The sequence below is a fragment of the Exiguobacterium sp. s183 genome, assembly GCF_018617655.1.
GTDB lineage: Bacteria > Bacillota > Bacilli > Exiguobacteriales > Exiguobacteriaceae > Exiguobacterium > Exiguobacterium aestuarii_A.
Map to the genome: position 1 here is coordinate 773,237 of NZ_JACSKN010000001.1, position 17,128 is coordinate 790,364.

Here is a 17,128-nt window from a genome sequence, read left to right on the forward strand (position 1 = left end):
TCTTTACAATTATTCTTTATCCTCAGTCGATTCTTCTGTTTCTTCAGAAGATCCTTCAGAAGCTTCTTCCTCAGTCGAACCTTCCTCTGATTCAGTTTCTTCCTCTTCCTCAGCAACCGGCTCATTTACAGAGGCGATGTGCATATCTGGTTCAGAGACAATCGTGTACGATTTGTCTTCTGGAAGGTCCGCTACCGTCACCGAGTCACCGATTTCGAGGTCTGACACGTCGAGTTCGATGCGTTCAGGGATGTTGGCAGGTGTCGCAGAAACCGTCACTTTATAGAGCGACTGAGCAAGATATCCGCCTTCTTTGACGCCTTTCGCGTCGCCGACGAGGGCGATATCTGCTTCGACTTCTGTCTCTTCATCCATCTTCACAGCCATGAATTCAACGTGTTGATAGAAGTTTGTGAACGGATCTGTTTCTGATCCGTGCACGAGCGTGTTGATTTTGTTTCCATCGAAATGGAGTTCAATCAAGGCGTTGTCACCGTGGTCTCGAAGAATTTTACGAAGGTCCATCTCGTCAAACACGATTGGCGTGCTGTCTACTTTATAACCATAGACAACTCCTAACGCTTTTCCTTCGTTACGCAACTTCGTACGTAGTGAGCGTGGGCGTAATTCTCGTTTTGATACTTGAAGTTTGTTCGTCATTTTCTTTTCCTCCTACATGCTACATGGATATACATTTCATGTCGACATCTTGAGGGTGAGGCAGTGAAAAAGCCACCTCTCAACCTCGATGCGTTGAGTGACATGTGTATAGTTTTCCCATGAGGACTCGTAAATAAACGTTACATCGTATTAAAACAAGGTAACAAGACGATTACATGACGCGTTTGAACAACTTCTCGAGTTCGTACGTGCTCCACTTCACGAGAATCGGACGACCGTGCGGACAAGTGAAAGGAGAAGTCGTTCGACTAAGATCTTCAATCAATTGTCGCATCATGTCCATATTGAGTGGATGATTCGCTTTGATCGACCGTTTACACGCCATGAGGATTGATGCCTCCTCACGATATTTCGCGATGTCAATCGAGCGTTGTTGAATCGCCATCTCCACTAAATCACGAATTGTACCCTCTAAGTCATGTTGCGGATACCATGTCGGAATCTCGCGCACGAGGAACGTGTTTCCCCCAAACGGTTCTAACGTAATGCCAGCTTCCGCTAGAAGCGGGAGCACTTCTTCGATGGCGAGCGTCTCTTCCTGTGTAAACTCTAACGTCAACGGAATCAACAGGAGTTGATACTCTTTTTCTGGACGTCCTAACTGCTCATAAAACAATTCATACTTGATGCGTTCCTGGGCAGCATGTTGGTCCATCACGTACATCCCGTCTTCCGCTCCACAGATGATATAACTCGAATGCAATTGTCCGATGACGTCTAATGCTGGAAGACGTTCGGACTGAAGAACGGGTTCCTCGACCTGTTCTGCCTGGAGCATCTCTGGCTCTGGTTCATGAACGAGCGGCGCCGGGTTCCACTGGGAAGGAGACGTAAGCGACTCTTTTCGTTCGCGAGGAATCGGATAATTCCACTCGACCGTATCTACTTGTTTAGGTTGCGGTTCCATCGAGAAATCGAGTTTCGACTGTTCGGATGGTGTTTCTCGTTTTGGTTTTGGCTCTTGTTTCACAGACGGAATGAGACGTTGCTCACGGAGCGTCAATTGAACGGTCTCTCGAATGAGCTGGCACAATTCTTTTTCTTTCGACAAGCGCACTTCACGTTTCGTCGGATGGACATTCACATCAATCAACATCGGGTCCATTTTCACTTCGAGCACGGCAATCGGATAGCGACCGATTGGTAAGAGCGTATGATAGCCTTCGAGCACACTTTGTGTCAGTGCAAAGTTCTTGATGCTTCGGCCGTTTAAGATGAGGGTCACATATTGTTTGTTCGAACGGGTCATTTCCGGGCGCACGAGATGCGCGCTCAGTGTATAGTCGTTCGTTTTACTCGAGGCCGTGACGATTTGCGCGGCGACTTGGCGACCATAGATGGCGAGCATGACTTGTTTCAAGTCCCCATTCCCGTTCGTTCGCAACAGTTCTTTTTCTTCATGAAAGACGGTGAAGCGAATCTCTGGATGAGACAGCGCCAAACGGTTCAACGTGTCGGTAATGCTCGCGAGTTCTGTCGCCGATGTCTTCAAATATTTCAGGCGTGCCGGTGTGTTGAAGAAGAGCTGGCTGACCGCGACTTCGGTCCCGACGTTCGTCGCCGCCGGATTCGTCTCTTTGACGACACCGCCTTCAAGCACCATCTCAAAACCGTCTTCATCTGCTCGTTTAGACTTTAACGAAACGTGACTGACCGACGCAATCGAAGCGAGCGCTTCCCCACGGAAACCGAGCGTCCGAATGCGAAACAAGTCGTGCTCGTCCCGAATCTTACTCGTCGCATGTCGTAAGAAGGCTCGGGCTGCGTCTTCCTCATGGAACCCGTGTCCGTTGTCACGGACTTTGATGAGACGAATGCCCGCCTCTTGTAAGTCGACATCCACTTTCGTCGCTCCCGCATCAATCGCATTCTCGACTAATTCTTTGACGACGGAAGCCGGTCGTTCGACGACCTCCCCTGCTGCGATTCGGTTCGCGAGTTGTTCCGGTAACTCTCGAATGATTCCCATCGACTCACCCTTTCTTTGCGGTCTGTTGCAGTTCGTAGAGCGCCTGCATCGCTTCGATTGGATTCATTGCCAATAAATCGAGTTTGAGCAGCTGTTCTCGAACAACGTCATTCGACTCGAACAATGACAACTGGCTGACTTCTTCCACTTGAGGTGGAGCAGTTTGCTCGTTTAAGACAGGTTTCGTTGCTTCGGATTCGAGTTCTGACAGGATGGTCCGCGCCCGGTCAATCAATGAATCCGGAAGTTCAGCCAATTCCGCCACGTGAATCCCGTACGATTTATCCGCACGTCCTGGATGCACTTCATGGAGGAAGACGACTCGTCCATCCCGCTCAATCGCCCGGACATGAACATTCTCAAGTGTCGGAATCGAATCCTCGAGCACCGTCAGTTCATGATAGTGCGTCGAGAACAGTGTCTTCGCTCCGATTGTTGAGGCAATATACTCGACAATCGCCTGTGCGAGCGCCATCCCGTCATACGTCGACGTCCCGCGACCAATCTCATCCAATAAAATCAGACTATGGTTCGTCGCCTCGGTGACGGCTTGTCGCGTCTCGGTCATCTCGACCATGAACGTCGACTGTCCGCTCACCAAATCGTCTGCCGCACCGATCCGTGTAAAGATACGGTCAAAGAGTGGGAGTTCCGCTGCTTCTGCCGGGACGAATGAACCGATTTGATGAAGGATCGCAATCAAAGCAAATTGACGCATATACGTCGATTTACCGGACATGTTCGGTCCAGTGATGAGTAACATTTGACGTGTGTCGTCAAGCGTCAAGTCATTGGCGACATATTCGCCTCGTGACAAGACCGTTTCAATGACAGGGTGACGCCCGCGTTCGATTTGTACGTGCGATGTAGTTTTCGGGCGTACATATTCTCGTCTTTCCGCTACAACGGCAAGGGCGAGGAGCACATCCAACTCACTGAGTGAACGGGCCAATTGCTGAAGTGCCTTCGTATACGTCTTCACTTCTTCGCGAAGTGCGATAAACAAGTCATATTCGAGCGTACAGCTCTTCTCTTCCGCTCCTAAGATGAGCGCTTCCTTCTCTTTTAACTCTGGTGTAATGTAACGTTCCGCATTCGTCAATGTCTGCTTCCGTTCATAACGCCCTTCTTCGAGCAACTTCGCATTCGCTTTCGTCACTTCTAAGTAGTAACCGAATACGCGGTTATACCCGACCTTCAACGACTTGATGCCGGTCGCGATACGTTCTTGTTGTTCGAGGTTGGCAATCCACGATTTCCCGTTCGCTTTCGCTTCTAGCAGTTCATCGAGCTCATCTGAATACCCATGACGAATCATCCCGCCTTCTTTCGTCGAGATCGGAGGTGAATCGACGAGGGCAGTCCGGAGATGTTCACTCAATGTCTCGAACGAGTCGAGCTTCTGTTCGATTTGCTGCAAGCGATCTGCTTTCACTGTTTGTAAGAGTGAGCGGACAGAAGGCATCCGCTCGAGCGTGTCGCGAAGTTGGACGAGATCTCGCGCATTCGCCGTCCCATAACCGACCTTCGCGACAAGGCGTTCGATGTCATAGACTCGCTTCAACTCTTCTTGTAGTTGATCGCGCAACATGAAGTCGTCCACTAAGTTCTCGACGGCGTCCTGTCGCTCTTTGATGCCTTGTTCTGTATAGAGCGGCTGTTCAAGCCAGCGTTTCAACAAACGACCACCCATTGCCGTCGTCGTCTCATCAAGGAGTGAAAGGAGTGACCCTTTCCGTTCTCCCGAACGAGCGGAACGGAACAGTTCAAGGTTTCGGGCCGTATTGGCGTCGAGCTGCATATGCTGTTCGACCTCATAGGCGACAGCCGGTTGCAAGTGATCGAGCGAACGTTTCTGTGTTTTCGTGAGATAGGCGAACAACAACTCAAACGCCGAACGCTGCGCCTCATCTTTCGCACCTTGTGCGAGCGGACTATTCTGCTTGTCCACTTGAATCGAAAGTGGGATCCCGGTCTGACGTAACAAGTCGGCCAACCGTTCATCCTCGACGATGACCTCGTTCGGGAGCAATCCTTCGATTTCCCGTAAGACGGCCTCTTCTGACGAGAGCGTCGTCAACCATGATTCCCCCGTCGTGACGTCACCGCGAGCAATTCCGAATCGGCCTGCGACGTCCGAAATGGCGACGAGATATCGGTTCTCTTTTTCACTGAGTGACGCCATGTATGTACCCGGCGTGATCACTTGGATGACTTCCCGCTTCACGAGTCCTTTCGTCGCCTTCGGGTCTTCCGTCTGTTCACAGATGGCGACGTTGAATCCTTTTTCGATCAATTGTTCAATGTAGATCGCCGCGGAATGATGCGGGACGCCACACATCGGAATCGGATGTTCAGCCTGTTTCCCATTTTTAGAAGTGAGCGTTAGCTCTAACTCTTTCGCGACAATTTGTGCATCTTCAAAAAACAACTCGTAAAAGTCGCCGAGTCGATAGAATAAAAAGGCGTCCGGATAGTCTGCCTTGATGGAGAAATATTGTTTCATCATTGGTGTCTGATGGACTTCTTGCATGTTAATTCACCTCTAGAAAGTACAACAGCTGACCATCGGCCAGCTGTGTCGTTTTAGTATCCGCAGCCGCCGCGTGCTTGTTCAGCCGCCATGCCGCTCCCTGTCTTCCCTGCAAGGACATCTCCGTCCGTCGATTCGATGATGCGATCCGTCACGGAGTTCGCGAGCGTGACCGTCACGTATTGAAGCAAATCGTTCACTTCAACTTGTGTCTCTTGGAACGCTTGAACGACCGGAATCGAGTCGAGCTCTTCCATCGCCTTATCGATCTTTTGCTCGACTTTCGCAAGTGCTTCCGTCTTGCCGTAGTGCTTACAGTTGACGGCTTCTTTTTGTAAGAACTTGATTCGTTTAATCAACGTCTGTACGCGGTCACTTCCGTTCACTTTCGCTTCCGCTTCTTTGAAACGCGCCACTTCTGGTGTTTGTGCTAATACGTCTGCCAATTCTCTTGCTTTTGCAATTACTTGTTGATCGGTCACCATTGTAAACCCCTTTATGTCTATGATGTAATCGTGCTCAAAGGCACGTGAATGTTCTTTCTCATTCTAACATGAACGATTCGGAAACGGTACTAGCGGGATTCGTTGATTCTCGTAACATATCGACGTGTGGAATACGATCTTCTTGATACACATCACTCGTCCGTTTGAAACCAAACGAGGCATAAAAAGGTTCCACATACGTCTGAGCTTGAAGATAGAGCGTCTCATGACCAAAATCCTTAATTGCAGCTTCCATCAGCTTGCGAGAATGACCTTTCCCTCGATGCGTCGCTTTCGTGACGACACGTCCGATGGCGACTGGAGAGGCTTCCCTCAACACGCGAAGGGCGGAGACAATCTCTCCATCTTCTTCGATCCAATAATGGATGGCTTGTTCATCTTTTCCATCGATTTCTTGATACGGACAGTTCTGTTCGACGACGAAAATCTCAGTCCGTAGCGCCAGTAAGCGATACAATTCCAATGTTGTCAGTTCATCAAATGCTTTTTTCTTCATCAATATCCCCCTAATCAATCGTCACCCCGAGTGCTCGGGCGACATGTAACCCGCTTGTCATTGCGCCAATCGTCCCCGCCCCTGGAAATACGGTATCCCCGCATACATAAAAGTTCGGCAAGCCAGTGCGATAACTTGCGGCACGGAACAACGCCTGGCTTGGTGTCTGGGCATATCCCCCAACTGCACCATGTGGACGCTTCGTATACTTCACCCATGCCCCTGGTCCACCAGGAAGGAGAAGTGACGACTCACGGTCCCAATCGGGAAATGCAGTCGCGACGACGTCGACGAGACGATTGGTCCAATCTTGTTCTAGTTTCTCATATGCCGCCCGGTCTTTCCAATGTTGCCATTCTGATAAATCGATATGCGTGGATACCGTAATGGTCCGTTCCGGTTTTTCTGTGCGCAACACGTCATCCGGCGCCGACATGGATATGAACGCATGCCCACTCGGTAATCGCTCGTGATAGATTTGTTGAAATAGTGGTTGCTGTTGACAGACATCCTCAGGCAAGACGAGGTAGAGACTGAACGTGCCCCATTGCGACTGCTTCAACTGTCTTCGATATTGTCGTTTGAAGCGTCGTTGTTCCTGTCCTTTAAGAAGTTCGCTCGTCCGCTCAATCGGGATGGCGGAAACAATCACATCGACTAGTTCAAGTCGTCCTCTTCGATCGGTGATGAGCCATCCATCCGTCACTCGTTCGATGGACTGGACGTCTCTCCCTAATTTCGTCTCGCCACCAAACGTTCGGACGGCGCGCTCTAACGCATGAGCCAATTGATATAGCCCACCTTCCACATAGTACGCTCCTTCGTGATAGACCGACAGCGCCACTGCACCGAGTAAATGACTCGCTTCTTTCGCACCGGTCTGCAAACTATCGAGCAGGACTCCATCGATAAATCGCTCGAACATCGTACCGTTCAATCCATGACGAGCCAACGTGTCACCGAGTGGCCGCTGGAGTTTCAGGAGCGTGGTAAGTTGTTTCGGTCGGAACCCCTTCATTGCGTATACCATATCCGATGTCGTGCGAAACGGAAGTGCAGGTAACTGCTGAAACAACGGACGAATCTTCTCAAAGTCACCCCACACTTCACGATAAAACGCATGGATTGCCTCGTGGTTCTCTGGGAACGCATGACTGAGCTCATCAAGCAGACGTTCTCGGTCGCGATAGTAAGTGAGGGTGACGCCAGGCAGATGAATGTCCATCACCTCGTCCAGTAACGTCACCTTGACCGATTCTCCTAATGTTTCAAGAACCCGCTGATGGACCCCTCCTCGTTCGAACCCCATACCGAGTGTTGCGCCTGCAGGAAACAAATAGTCACCCCGTTGAAACTTGCCGGCACACCCGCCCCATTCACGCGATGCTTCAAAGACGATGACATCATGCCCTTTTTGTTGCGCGAGCGCAGCTGCCGTCAAGCCCGCGACACCTCCACCTATGACCCCGATTTTCATGTACATCCCTCCTATCTGTATCATACCTGCTCCTTTAAAAAATTGAAGAAATGAATCGGTTTTTGAGATTCCAGCGTTCTTTTGAAGGGAACTGATTCTCTTATGCAGAAATAGTTTACAGTCTGAAAAGGTAAGGTGATGAAAATGCGTAGTCGTGTCATGGTTTATTTATTGATTCCTATCCTCATCTTTATTGGTATACTGATTACCCCACCTTCCGAGGAATCGCTCAAGCTCGCGACGATGACAGTCGTCAGCATCCAGGAGATGATTCCTTACGAAAAAGAGTATACGGTACAGAAAGTGCTAGAAGAGCGATCGGTGGACGACAAATCAGCCATCATCGAAGAATGGCGTCTCGAGCAAGGAGCGAGGACGTCTTATAGTTATGTGCTCAGACTGAGAGGATTTGACCATGTGACACAGATTGATGCAGGCGCAGCCAACACGAGGTCGGACGGGTATTACGCGATGCAGGCGCATAGCCCTATTTTCGAGACGGACAAACCCGTGTCAACGAACTATCCGATCGTCATGTTCAGTTCGGAACAACGACTCGTCATCGGACAGATGGATGTCCGGGTCATTTATGAAGAGGATGAGCAATTGAAGAAATGGATTGTATTGGAGGATGAACAAGAATAGATGAGCAACTTACCGATTAATCGCAATACAAGCATGAAACGAATCCTCATCATCGGTTCAGGCGGTGCAGGAAAGTCAACACTTGCCCGTCAACTCGGTGAACGATTACACCTCGATGTCTATCATTTGGATGCTCTCATGTGGAGACCGGGATGGGTGATGGCGTCGAGAGAGGAACGAATCGATATTCAACAACAACTCGTGAAGAAAGATCAATGGATCATCGATGGAAACTTCGGGAACACGCTTGATTTACGTTTACAGGCAGCAGATACCGTCATTTTGATTGACCTCCCGCGAATCGTTTGTGTATATCGCGTCCTCAAACGAGTCGTCCGATATCGTGGTACGACGCGACCGGATATGGGCGCTTCCTGTGATGAAAAGCTCGATTTCGCATTCCTGAAATGGGTGTGGAATTTTCCTGACGTTCAACGACCACAACTGTTACGACAAATTCAACAACATCCAAAGCAACCGAATTTGGTTCATTTGAAATCGTCACAAGCCGTCAAACAATTTGTCGATTCTTTATAACATGAAGCGGAGGGAATTCGATTGTTTTTTCTTCAAATGTCTGGAACACCTGGATCAGGAAAATCCACATTGGCTAAACGAATCATCCAACACGTACACGCGGTCGTCATCGATCATGATGTTTCAAAGACCGCCCTACTCCATACGCTTCCTATTGGCAACTTCTCGGATCGAGAAATCGGGAAGATGGCTTATGATATCGATTGGTCTCTCGTCGAGTATCACCTATCACTTGGACAAAACGTCATTCTTGACAGTCCTTGTCTCTATGACGAATTGCTCGATAAAGGGATAGCGATTTCCACCAAATATGGAGCAACTTATCGTTACATTGAATGTCGTCATGAAAATCACGAAGAAATTAACGCACGACTTCGAAACCGTGTCAGACGACCAAGTCAAATTGATCAGGTTTCATATGAGAATTGGTCTAAAATGAATGAACACTGCAAAAGGCCTAAGAATCATCTTTACTTGCAGATTTATACGATGAACAATCGAGAGATTCCGATTGAGCAAATTATGTCATATCTTCTAAAAAACTAAGAATAGAACGCTTTCATTTCAAAAGCGTTTCTCTTTTTAATATTTTTTGTATTTTTATACTTTACAATTAATAATCATACATATACACTTAGTCTCATCTACAACAGGGAGGCATTATACACATATGAAAAAATGGTTATTAGCAGGTACACTTATGTTGAGCGCGGCTTTACTCGGTGCATGTAGTCAAGAAACAGAAGGTGAAGCGACAGAGCAAAAAACACTCGTCATGGGGACGAGCGCCGATTACTTCCCATATGAATTTGTCGATACGGCAAACGGGGATGCGATTGTCGGATTTGATATTGAAATTGCAGAAACGATTACAGAACGTCTCGGTTACGAATTGAAAATTGAAGATATGGACTTCGGTAGCTTACTTGGGGCCTTGAACAGCGGGCGTGTCGACTTTGTCATGGCAGGGATGACACCAACAGAAGAGCGGAAAGAGAACGCCGACTTCTCAGACATCTATCTTTCCGCGACAAACTTGATTATGACAAAAGACGAGTCACTTCAGGCAATCGAAGATTTGTCTGGTAAGAAAATCGGTGTCCAAACGGCTTCGATTCAAGAAAACATCGCAAAAGAACAAGCGCCTGACGCTGAACTCGTATCGTTGAACAAGATCCCTGAAATCGTTCAAGAGTTGAATACAGGTCGAATCGATGCAATGGTCATCGAAGACACGGTCGCACAAAAGTATCTCGATCAAGACGACAGCTTCTATACATTCGCTTTAAAAGAGGATGGCGAAAAAGGATCAGCTGCTGCCTTCAAATTAGATGATGAGTTACGCGACCAGTTCAATGAAGAATTGAACAAGATGATGGAGTCTGGCGAAATCGATGAATTGGTGAAAAAATGGTTCTCGATGGAGCCGACTGAATGAGACAAGTCAAGCTGCCGATCTATCCCGTCGTTTATCCGACGGGACATCGGTTAAATCAAAATGAAAGTCAGTTCCCGTTACCTGACCGAATCAAGAGCCAGCTTGATTCGTTGACGTATCATGACTTACACGAATATCCCGTCGAACCAATCAATGAATTGTTCGAACAATACGCTGCGTACGTCGGTGTGACACCTGAGCAACTGCTCGTTGGTTGTGGGAGTGATGAAATGATTCATGTCGTGACGCAAGCATTGCTCGCACCAAATGACATCGTCTTGTCCCCGGCACCTGACTTTTCGATGTATCCCATCTTTACGACCATCGCCCACGGGCAACATGTTCAAGCCGTTGATTTATCATATGAGGGAGTTGTAGAGGCAATCGAGACGCATCATCCGAAGCTTCTTCTTCTCTCGAACCCGAACAATCCAACCGGGAAGTTGTGGACCGTAGCAGAATTGACGCATCTCTCCTCACTCGTACCGTACCTTGTAGTGGACGAGGCGTATATGGACTTCACACCGGATGGCAGCATGATTCCGTTCATTGCGAACCATCCGAATCTCATCGTGCTTCGCACGATGTCAAAAGCGTTTGGATTGGCAAACGTACGAATCGGATTCATGGTGACAAACAATGAACTCGCACACTATTTCCGTCAATTCATCCCACCGTTCAACATTAGCGGGGTGAGTGCAAAGATTTGCAACATCTTCTTAAAAGATGCGACTTATCTTCAAGAAACAATCAAATGGCATGACGAGATGCGTCAAAAGTGGGCATCCGCATTTAATTCAATTGGTCATGTCTACCCTGCCTCGACAAACTTTTTGTACATCGAACTCGAGCAACCTGAAGCGGTATGGACGCATTTGACCGCATTGAACGTACACACGTCGAAACAACCGACGGGCATTCGAGTGACCATCGGTGACGAAGCGGCACTTCAGCTTGCACATACAGCAATCCAGCAATTCATAGAAACCAGTCACGTAAAAAACTCCTGAACCTCGTGTTCAGGAGTTTTTCTCAGTCGATCGTTTTGATCACGCGCGCCGGGTTTCCTCCCACGACCGTCCGTGGTGGCACATCTTTTGTGACGACTGCACCAGATGCGATGACTGCCTCATCACCAATCGTCACACCCGGATTGATGATGGCCCCACCACCAATCCACACCCGGTTCCCGATTGTCACAGGTTTTCCGAACTCATACCCAGAGATGCGCTCAATCGGGTCGATCGGGTGTGTTGCCGTGTAAATATGTACCCCCGGCGCAAGCATACAGTCATCCCCGAAAGTGATCGGACAGATGTCAAGGAAGACACAGTCAAAGTTCGCATAGAATCGTTCACCTAAGTGAATATTATATCCGTAATCACATTTGAAATTCGGTTCGATGTAATACGACTCTTTCGTCGAACCGAGTAACTCACTAAGAATTTCTTTCCGCTCAGTCAAATCATCAATCCCGGAACGATTGAATCGCTCGGTCAATCGCCGAGCATGCTTCCGGTCTGCGACGAGCGTCTCATCACCAGCTAAATATAATTCACCACGAATCATCTTCTCTTTTTCCGTCATCATGATCCCTCCTTACACTCAGTATAGAGGATTTTCAAATCATTTAGGGAATAGAGATAAGGATGAGCAGAAGGAGGAAGATGTGATGAAACGTATTTTAGAGTGTCGGGCAAGTGATTTTATCACGTTTAATCGTCAAGATTTAGTCGGGTCGATTCGAAAAGCAGAAGGACGAACGGTCATGGCGGAGGTCATCCCGACGGTGCAACCGCTCTACCCAGAAGTCACGAATGCAGAACTGGCAAGAGCGTTCGGTGCCGACTTGATTTTATTGAACATGTTAGATGTGTTCCATCCTTACATTAAAGGACTTGAAAGTCACGCGCTGTTCGGCGACATGCCAGGTGAGGAGATGAGTGACCATCCGATTTTGGAACTAAAGCGATTGATCGGATTGCCGATTGGAGTCAATTTAGAGCCTGTCGACTTTTCAGAGAAATCGTCTGAAATGAATGAAGTGAAACGAGGTAGACTCGCTTCAGTCGAAGCGTTCCAAAAAGCGTCTGAACTCGGGATCGATTTTGTTTGTCTGACAGGTAACCCGAATACCGGGGTCACAAATGAAGCAATCGAACAAGCCATCATCCGGGGACGTCGTGAATTCGCTGGCGCTATCATTGCCGGGAAGATGCATCAGGCCGGTGTCGGCAGCGTATTAGATCGCGACGCATACATCCGCTTCGTTGAAGCAGGGGCAGACATCATTCTTCTACCGGCTCCAGGAACCGTTCCGGGTGTCCGTGAAGAGGCATTCCACGAACTCGTACAAGAACTGCAAGCACTCGGAGCACTCACATTAGCCGCAATCGGGACATCTCAAGAAGGGGCCGATGTGGCGACTGTTCGCGAGATCGCACTCTCTTCAAAGCGCGGGGGCGCAGATATCGTTCATATCGGTGACGCCGGATTGTCTGGGATTGCCGTACCAGAGAACATTCAGGCACTTTCAATTGCCATTCGCGGGCGACGTCATACATACATTCGCATGGCTGCCTCGGTCAATCGTTAATACAAAAGAGGAAGGAGCGGTTCTCCTTCCTCTTTCCTTTACCATTCTGTGACGTCTCGACGTGGCTTCGCTGGCGTTGTCGTGCCGTGACGTTTGGCAAGTAACGCTTCCACGTCCTCTAAGCGCACTCCTTTAACCGCCAATAAGACGAGTAGATGATACAGAAGGTCTGCCGACTCTTCAACCAAGTCTTCATCCGTCATGGCGGCAATGACGACCTCGAACGATTCTTCTCCAAACTTCTTTGCGATTTTTTCAACGCCCTGTTCAAATAAGTAGGTCGTATACGAACCTTCCTTCGGTTCATTTTTTCTGGACTCGATCAATTGCTCCAATTCATGAATCATGCGTTCACCTCCGTAAAGAAACAACTTCGATTTCCGGTATGACAAGTCGGACCATTCGCATGGACACGAACGAGAAGCGCATCCTGGTCACAGTCGACATGGATACTGACGACGTCAAGTGTGTTGCCGCTCGTCTCCCCTTTCATCCATAGCCTACCTTTTGAACGAGACCAGAACGTGACGACCCGTTCACGTAGCGTTTGACGAATGGCCTCATCGTTCATATATCCGAGCATGAGAACGGCCCCGTCTTCTTCTGAGACGATGATGGCGGGAATCAATCCATTTTCGTCGAAACGAACCGCATCGGCAAGTTGTGACTCGTGCATACGTGCTTCACCTCTTCTACTGTCGTTTTTCGGTCATGTAAGATGGAGGCAAGTAGTGCGGCATCGACCTTCTCGAGCGCTTCGACTACGTGCTCGGCATTCCCCGCCCCACCTGAGGCGATAATCGGAATGTCGACGACTTCGCGAAGTTGTTCTAAAATCGCAAGGTCATATCCGCTTTGCTTTCCGTCTTGGTTCATGGACGTGACAAGAAGTTCACCCGCCCCGAGTGCGGCCACTTGTTTCGCCCATTCGACCGCGAACAGTTCTGTCTTCTGTTTACCGCCATATGTGTACACATAGTATTCCCCGTCTTCAAATTTCACGTCAATCGCAACGACGATACATTGTGACCCGAAACGATTGGCCGCTTCTCGAATGAGACTTGGGGATTCGACAGCGAGCGTGTTCAACGATACTTTATCTGCTCCTGCTTTTAATAATGACGAGATGTCATCAAGTGAACGAATCCCTCCACCGACCGTCAACGGGATGAATACTTTCCGTGCCACTGCACTGACGACATCTAGCATCGTCTGGCGGCGTTCCGTACTTGCCGTGATGTCGAGAAAGACGAGTTCATCGGCTCCGGACTCATCATAATACTTCGCGATTTCGACCGGGTCACCGATGTCTCGTAGTTGAACGAATTCAATCCCTTTGACGACACGGCCTTCCTTCACATCGAGACATGGAATAATTCTGCGTTTAAGCATAACGCGCCTCCCATTCAATCAGTTCATCGATACTTACTTTACCGGAGAGGAGCGCTTTCCCGACGACGGCCTCATCAATCTTAGCCATCTTTAGTTCCTTCACGTCCTCTTCGGTCGTCACACCGCCTGAGGCAATCAGTGTGACGTTGACGATTTGGCGTAGCGCCTTCATGCGCGCGACGTTCGGTCCATTCAGTTTCCCGTCGGACCCGATGTCCGTATACAGAATCGTCTCGATTCCACGTTTTACGAGGTCTTGAGCGACCGAGATGTCATCGAGCTTTGTCGCTTCCTGCCATCCATTGATGGCGACCTTTCCGTCATAAGCATCGAGTGCCACAGCAACTCGTTTGCCATACTTTTCAATCGCCTTGTCTAAAAAGTCAGGATCCGTAAATGCCTTCGTCCCTAAAAGGACGCGGTCCGCTCCTGTTTCCATGACCGCATCGAGTGAGGCTTCTGAACGAATCCCACCACCCGTCTGTACGAGAAAGCCAAGAGACTTCGCATAACGAACGACATCTAAATGACGCGGTTCGCCTGCCTTAGCCCCTTCTAAGTCGATCAAGTGAATCATCGGCACTTTTCCTTGCCACGCTTTTAATAATTCATACGGGTCACCGTATTGTTCTTCCGTCGAAAAATCGCCTTCCGTCAAACGGACAATCTTGCCTCCAATTAAATCAATGGCGGGTAGTAATTTCACGCTCGACCGCCTCCTTCCATTCTTGAAGTAAACTGAGACCGAACGCCCCACTTTTTTCCGGGTGAAACTGCATGCCTGTGACGAGTCCTTTTTGAACAATCGCGGGAACACGCTCTCCCATATATTCCGCTTCCGCCACGATATTGGCATCGTCCGTCACGGCGTGATAAGAGTGAACAAAGTAGACGTCCTCATCGCGAAGAATCGAGTTCCATCCAACGTGTGGAAGACGCTTCGCGCGCATCCGCTCAACCGTGCCCGGAATCAACCCGAGACCTTTTGTCGGCATGCCTTCCGTGCTCGAATCAAACAGGAGCTGCATCCCAAGACAGATCCCTAAAAACGGCTTTTCCGTCGCCATCTTTTGTAATAGCGGGATGAGCCCCGTCTGTTCGAGTGATTGCATCGCTTGCGGGAAAGCACCGACCCCAGGAAGTAAAATGGCGTCCGCTTCTTCAATTTGGCTTGCATCATTCGTAATCACGACGTAGCAACCGATGGCCTGCAACGCACGTTCGACGTTGAATACGTTACCCATTCCATAATCGATGACCGCTACTTTCATCCTTCAATCCATCCTTTCGTAGAAGGGAGACGATCCGTCCCATCGCTCGAGACCGCCTCAGCAAGTGCTCTTCCGAACGCTTTGAACAACCCTTCAATCATGTGGTGTGAGTTCGATCCATACAGGACCGCAAGGTGAAGCGTGAGTCGACCGTTCATGGCAACCGCTCGGAAGAATTCCTCAGCGAGCTCGGTATCAAAATCCCCAAGCTTCGGATTGCGGATATCAGCTTGATAGACAAGGAAGGGACGTCCTGACACATCGACGACCGCTCGCGCTAACGTCTCGTCCATCGGCATGTAACTCGTTCCATAGCGTCGAATCCCGACTTTGTCTCCGAGAGATTTGGCGATGAGTTGACCGAGCGCAATCCCCACATCTTCCACTGTATGGTGGGCATCGACCCATGTATCTCCTTCGACTTTCACCTCTAAGTCCATCTGACTGTGAAAGGCAAGTAACGTCAACATGTGGTCAAAAAAACCGACTCCTGTTTGGATGGTGCTTTCTCCTGTTCCATCTAGATTGACTCGAATCTCAATTTTTGTCTCTTTCGTCTCACGCTTTAGTTCAGCTGTTCTCAACAGAATTCACCTCTTCAATCGTTTGTCGGATATAGGCATACGCCTCATCTGTCCCTGCACTGACACGTAATCCATCCGGAAACGCACGTACATGGACGCCTTTTTCAAGGAAGCGGGATGCCCACCCTTCACTGTCATCGGTTTTGACATAGATAAAGTTGGCACGACTCGGTAAAATCTCACCGATCGGTCGTAACAACTCAGTTAATTTCTCACGTTGCGCCGTATGGAACTGAATCGACTCTTGGATATACGTCTCATCACGCAATACAACGTTGGCGACCGCGGCACTGAGTCCACTCACATTGAACGGTGAACGGAACCGGTCGATCTGTTCGATGATTTCTTCTGACGCAATCATGAATCCAATCCGAAGGTTCGCAAGACCGAACGCTTTTGATAACGTCCGTAAAATGATGACGTTCGGATGCTCGTTCAAGCGAGACACAAATGAATCCTCCATCGTGAAATCGATATATGCCTCATCTACGACGAGATAAGGGACGCGTGTCGCAATGTCCGACAATTCTTCAAGTGTCCACATCTTACCGGTTGGGTTATTTGGATTCGAAATCAGAACGAGCTTCGGCTCATTCGTTTGAATGAGTTCGGTTAGCGCATCGTAACTCAATCCATGCGTCTCCGGTTGCATGAAGTGCCCTCTCGCGATCTGTGTGTATATGCCATACATCGAGAAGTCTGGGGCCGGTGCGACCACACGGTCTTCCGTATCTAAAATGGCCTGACTTAAGATGGCTAAGAGCTCGTCACTTCCACTTCCGACCATCAGTTGCGTCGTCTCGACTCCCGCATAGTTCGCATAACTCGCTTTTAAGGCAAGCAATTCTTCGACCGGATAACGGCTGAGCGCCTCGAGTGAAACGTCTCGAATAGCTCGTTCAAGCCGCTCTGGTAACGGATATTGACTTTCATTTTGATTGAGCGCGTACCCTGATACGGCATGGGGCACATATCGCGGGATGTTCTGATAATTTCGTCTCAT

Annotated in this window: 18 protein-coding genes and 1 pseudogene; 6 read left to right on the forward strand and 13 right to left on the reverse strand. The window is 49.0% G+C overall.

All coding sequences use genetic code 11. The features are described from left to right. Positions 1-9: 9 nt before the first annotated feature. The 6 genes from KNP62_RS04140 to KNP62_RS04165 all read right to left on the reverse strand — a co-directional run bounded on the left by KNP62_RS04140 (position 10) and on the right by KNP62_RS04165 (position 7,662). Entirely contained in the window at positions 10-660 is a 651-nt protein-coding gene (locus tag KNP62_RS04140) for a 50S ribosomal protein L25/general stress protein Ctc (RefSeq protein WP_214783525.1), read from the reverse strand. Between the two features lie 172 nt (positions 661-832). Then, entirely contained in the window at positions 833-2,650 is a 1,818-nt protein-coding gene (gene mutL, locus KNP62_RS04145) for a DNA mismatch repair endonuclease MutL (protein WP_214783528.1), read from the reverse strand. A 4-nt stretch (positions 2,651-2,654) separates the two neighbouring features. Further along, complete coding sequence (gene mutS / locus KNP62_RS04150; protein WP_214783531.1) at positions 2,655-5,183, reverse strand: DNA mismatch repair protein MutS; 2,529 nt, start codon at positions 5,181-5,183, stop codon at positions 2,655-2,657. Between the two features lie 53 nt (positions 5,184-5,236). After that, positions 5,237-5,668: a YlbF/YmcA family competence regulator gene (locus tag KNP62_RS04155; protein WP_012726155.1), complete on the reverse strand. Its 432-nt coding sequence runs from the start codon at positions 5,666-5,668 to the stop codon at positions 5,237-5,239. A 58-nt stretch (positions 5,669-5,726) separates the two neighbouring features. Beyond that, positions 5,727-6,185, reverse strand: coding sequence for a GNAT family N-acetyltransferase (locus tag KNP62_RS04160; RefSeq protein ID WP_214783534.1), 459 nt, complete (start codon positions 6,183-6,185; stop codon positions 5,727-5,729). A gap of 10 nt (positions 6,186-6,195) precedes the next feature. Further along, the gene (locus KNP62_RS04165) at positions 6,196-7,662 is read right to left on the reverse strand and encodes a phytoene desaturase family protein (RefSeq protein WP_214783537.1); all 1,467 of its coding nucleotides are present in this window, start codon (positions 7,660-7,662) and stop codon (positions 6,196-6,198) included. Positions 7,663-7,800: 138 nt separating this feature from the next. Here KNP62_RS04165 and KNP62_RS04170 point away from each other — a divergent pair, with 138 nt between their 5' ends. From KNP62_RS04170 to KNP62_RS04190, 5 genes are all read left to right on the forward strand, one after another. Beyond that, positions 7,801-8,307 (forward strand): hypothetical protein, encoded by a 507-nt coding sequence (locus tag KNP62_RS04170; protein WP_214783540.1) that lies wholly within the window; start codon positions 7,801-7,803, stop codon positions 8,305-8,307. Positions 8,308-8,340: 33 nt separating this feature from the next. Further along, positions 8,341-8,844 (forward strand): DNA topology modulation protein, encoded by a 504-nt coding sequence (locus tag KNP62_RS04175; RefSeq protein ID WP_214784073.1) that lies wholly within the window; start codon positions 8,341-8,343, stop codon positions 8,842-8,844. A 36-nt stretch (positions 8,845-8,880) separates the two neighbouring features. Then, positions 8,881-9,390 carry a P-loop nucleotide/nucleoside kinase family protein gene (locus tag KNP62_RS04180; protein WP_285800607.1) on the forward strand — a complete coding sequence of 170 codons (510 nt, stop codon included), beginning with the start codon at positions 8,881-8,883 and terminating at the stop codon, positions 9,388-9,390. Between the two features lie 124 nt (positions 9,391-9,514). Then, positions 9,515-10,282, forward strand: coding sequence for a transporter substrate-binding domain-containing protein (locus KNP62_RS04185; RefSeq protein WP_214745287.1), 768 nt, complete (start codon positions 9,515-9,517; stop codon positions 10,280-10,282). After that, positions 10,279-11,292 carry a pyridoxal phosphate-dependent aminotransferase gene (locus KNP62_RS04190; protein ID WP_214783546.1) on the forward strand — a complete coding sequence of 338 codons (1,014 nt, stop codon included), beginning with the start codon at positions 10,279-10,281 and terminating at the stop codon, positions 11,290-11,292. Before KNP62_RS04185 ends, KNP62_RS04190 begins: the two co-directional genes overlap by 4 nt. 22 nt (positions 11,293-11,314) lie before the next feature. Here the strand turns inward: KNP62_RS04190 and KNP62_RS04195 are convergent, their stop codons facing one another. Continuing rightward, a complete protein-coding gene (locus KNP62_RS04195; RefSeq protein ID WP_445236737.1) occupies positions 11,315-11,869 on the reverse strand; it encodes a maltose acetyltransferase domain-containing protein in 555 nt (184 codons plus the stop codon). Between the two features lie 85 nt (positions 11,870-11,954). Here KNP62_RS04195 and KNP62_RS04200 point away from each other — a divergent pair, with 85 nt between their 5' ends. Next, positions 11,955-12,878 (forward strand): DUF7916 family protein, encoded by a 924-nt coding sequence (locus KNP62_RS04200; protein WP_214783552.1) that lies wholly within the window; start codon positions 11,955-11,957, stop codon positions 12,876-12,878. A gap of 38 nt (positions 12,879-12,916) precedes the next feature. Here KNP62_RS04200 and hisIE read toward each other — a convergent pair. The 6 genes and pseudogenes from hisIE to KNP62_RS04235 all read right to left on the reverse strand — a co-directional run bounded on the left by hisIE (position 12,917) and on the right by KNP62_RS04235 (position 17,128). Next, positions 12,917-13,554 (reverse strand): annotated as a pseudogene (hisIE, locus tag KNP62_RS15725) (bifunctional phosphoribosyl-AMP cyclohydrolase/phosphoribosyl-ATP diphosphatase HisIE). Then, the gene (gene hisF, locus KNP62_RS04215; RefSeq protein WP_214783561.1) at positions 13,503-14,270 is read right to left on the reverse strand and encodes an imidazole glycerol phosphate synthase subunit HisF; all 768 of its coding nucleotides are present in this window, start codon (positions 14,268-14,270) and stop codon (positions 13,503-13,505) included. The pseudogene hisIE and the gene hisF overlap by 52 nt, the downstream one beginning before the upstream one ends. Then, positions 14,263-14,976 carry a 1-(5-phosphoribosyl)-5-[(5-phosphoribosylamino)methylideneamino]imidazole-4-carboxamide isomerase gene (gene hisA, locus KNP62_RS04220; protein WP_214745297.1) on the reverse strand — a complete coding sequence of 238 codons (714 nt, stop codon included), beginning with the start codon at positions 14,974-14,976 and terminating at the stop codon, positions 14,263-14,265. Before hisA ends, hisF begins: the two co-directional genes overlap by 8 nt. Then, positions 14,954-15,541: an imidazole glycerol phosphate synthase subunit HisH gene (hisH, locus tag KNP62_RS04225; protein WP_214783564.1), complete on the reverse strand. Its 588-nt coding sequence runs from the start codon at positions 15,539-15,541 to the stop codon at positions 14,954-14,956. The genes hisA and hisH overlap by 23 nt, the downstream gene beginning before the upstream one ends. Continuing rightward, a complete protein-coding gene (gene hisB / locus KNP62_RS04230) occupies positions 15,538-16,125 on the reverse strand; it encodes an imidazoleglycerol-phosphate dehydratase HisB (RefSeq protein ID WP_214783567.1) in 588 nt (195 codons plus the stop codon). Before hisB ends, hisH begins: the two co-directional genes overlap by 4 nt. Continuing rightward, on the reverse strand, positions 16,112-17,128 hold the full coding sequence (locus KNP62_RS04235; RefSeq protein ID WP_214783570.1) for a pyridoxal phosphate-dependent aminotransferase: 1,017 nt from the start codon (positions 17,126-17,128) through the stop codon (positions 16,112-16,114). Before KNP62_RS04235 ends, hisB begins: the two co-directional genes overlap by 14 nt.